Consider the following 1655-nt stretch of genomic DNA (forward strand, 5'->3'; position numbering starts at 1 on the left):
GGTTGTATTGCTTCCAGTTGGTTGTTTTGTAACGAGGCTTAGGCATAGGACTACGAGAGAGAGTGGAGGTAGCTGATCAGATCGTAGGTTCTTGATTTAGTTCCATTGAATTACGCAACAAAGCCGATCGTAAATAATAACTTAACAGCCAATTAAGTTAAACTTAATTTACAAAAACCAAACAAAGGCGCAATGTATTTAACGAAAGAATCGAATGGTGTTAAAATAACTCTATCATTTAATCATTAACAAATAACACTATAGAAAAACACCCTCTGCAAAATGGGTAAAGACACTTTATATAAATATAATATTCACTATATAAAAAAGGTTGATTATAATGTTACTAAAAAACAAAGTTGTTATTATAACTGGCGCTGCGTCTGGGATTGGTTTAGCTACAGTGAAATTATTTCTTGAAGAAGGTGCACAAGTTATTGCTGGTGATATAAATAAATCAGATGAAATACTTGAAGTATGTAAATCAAATAAATCTTGCTATTTTTTAAAATCAGATGTTACTAAGGTAGATGATCATATTAATTTAATTGAATTTGCTATTGAAAAATTTGGTGTTGTTAATATTTGTTTCAACAACGCTGGAATTGTTGGGGATACATCAAGTCCTGGAGCAGAACAATCAATTACTCTTTTTGATAAAGTATATGAAATTAATGTTAAAGGGGTCGCACTTGCAATGAATACCCAGATAGATTACTTCATGAAAAACAAAGTCAGTTCTCCTTCTATCATAAATACGGCATCAATTGCTGGAAAAATTGCAGTAAAAAATTCAGCTCCATATATTATGTCAAAGCATGCAGTTGTAGGGCTAACTAAGGCGTATGCGGTTGACTATGCGTCAAAGGGAATTCGCATAAATATGGTTGCTCCTGGTGTTATTTCTACTCCATTGGTTAATCGAGATGCGGATCCTGATTTAGTTGAAAAAGTAATTAACGCACACCCTATTGGTCGTGTTGGACAACCTGAAGAAATAAGCGAACTTGTACTATTTTTAGCATCGGATAGATCAACATTCATTAACGGAGCTTATTACAATATAGATGGTGGTTATTTAGCTGTTTAACTTATTATTGTCTACCTCTAGGCAAGGAAGGCGTAGTCAAAGCAGGTCAGTGACCTAAGAAGATATTTTTACAAAAGTGCTCTGACGTTAGGTCGAGCACTTCATCTACAGAGGGCCTTGTTTGCCAATTTAGACACAGAACAGCTCCATTTCGCGTATTTATTAGCCAATAAAACAAGCTTCAGGTATATCTGAATCCCGTAAGCTTATTAGAGAAATAAGCATAACAGTTCACTTAATCTTAATTGTACTGTAACAGGGGCTTTGTTGCGTAATTAAATTTAGAGATAGAGCCAACCCGTTTCGCGTATTTCTTAGTCAATACGACAAGTTTCAGGCATACCTAACCTAGTAAGCTTGTTCAACGCTTTTATCATCGCGTAAGTTTCACCCACTTGGGCATTGTAATTTCTTAAGCTCAGTTTCCCTCCTAGCAACTCTTTAACTCGATACATCGCTGTTTCTGAGAGTGAACGTTTGTGGTATCCATACCGCTCTTTCCAATACTTATTTGAGCCGTATAATTTCTGGCAACCCACGGCGAGATTTCGAGGGTGACCACGCT

At 35.8% G+C, this 1655-nt stretch carries 1 protein-coding gene and 1 pseudogene; one reads left to right on the top strand and one right to left on the bottom strand.

Going from position 1 to position 1655, the window contains the following annotated elements; translation table 11 throughout:
* Window positions 1–340 precede the first annotated feature (340 nt).
* Window positions 341–1090 (top strand): SDR family NAD(P)-dependent oxidoreductase, encoded by a 750-nt coding sequence (locus tag H5300_RS26585; RefSeq protein WP_182797347.1) that lies wholly within the window; start codon window positions 341–343, stop codon window positions 1088–1090.
* Between the two features lie 314 nt (window positions 1091–1404).
* Here H5300_RS26585 and H5300_RS26590 read toward each other — a convergent pair.
* Window positions 1405–1655 (bottom strand): annotated as a pseudogene (locus tag H5300_RS26590) (IS5/IS1182 family transposase); the annotation flags it as partial.

The sequence above is a fragment of the Vibrio sp. SG41-7 genome, from assembly GCF_014164465.1.
Taxonomy (GTDB): Bacteria; Pseudomonadota; Gammaproteobacteria; order Enterobacterales; family Vibrionaceae; genus Vibrio; species Vibrio splendidus.

Coding starts and splice junctions, on each gene's coding strand:
- H5300_RS26585 (WP_182797347.1), top strand. CDS start 341: ATGTTACTAAAAAACAAAGTTGTTATTATAACTGGCGCTGCGTCTGGG.